Below are 255 nucleotides of genomic sequence, written 5' to 3'. Positions count from 1 at the left end.
CGGGGGCATTCGCCCATTTACACCGCCCGCGTGATGCTTATTGTGCGCCCCGATGCGGGCGTGATGGAATGGTAGACATACCAGACTTAAAATCTGTTGGGGCGTAGCCCCGTGTGGGTTCGAGTCCACGCCCGCACCACTGTTTTCAAAGGCTTAGCTTGCTTGGGCCAGCGTCGCAGGCTCTGCCAATTGCGTGGCGCCGGGGATGAAGACGGTAAAGGTCGTGCCCTGACCAAGCGTGCTTTTGACCGTGAT

The 255-nt window shown here is 59.2% G+C and carries 1 tRNA gene; it reads left to right on the top strand.

The annotated features are described in order from the left end of the window. Positions 1 to 54: 54 nt before the first annotated feature. Positions 55 to 139 (top strand) — tRNA-Leu (locus tag FCK22_RS18215). The last annotated feature ends 116 nt before the right edge of the window (positions 140 to 255 follow it).

The sequence above is a fragment of the Sulfitobacter sp. 15WGC genome (assembly GCF_005068605.1).
Taxonomy (GTDB): Bacteria; Pseudomonadota; Alphaproteobacteria; order Rhodobacterales; family Rhodobacteraceae; genus Sulfitobacter; species Sulfitobacter faviae.
The sequence above is the reverse complement of the archived record's forward strand: the minus strand, read 5'-3'. Positions and strand labels throughout refer to the sequence as shown.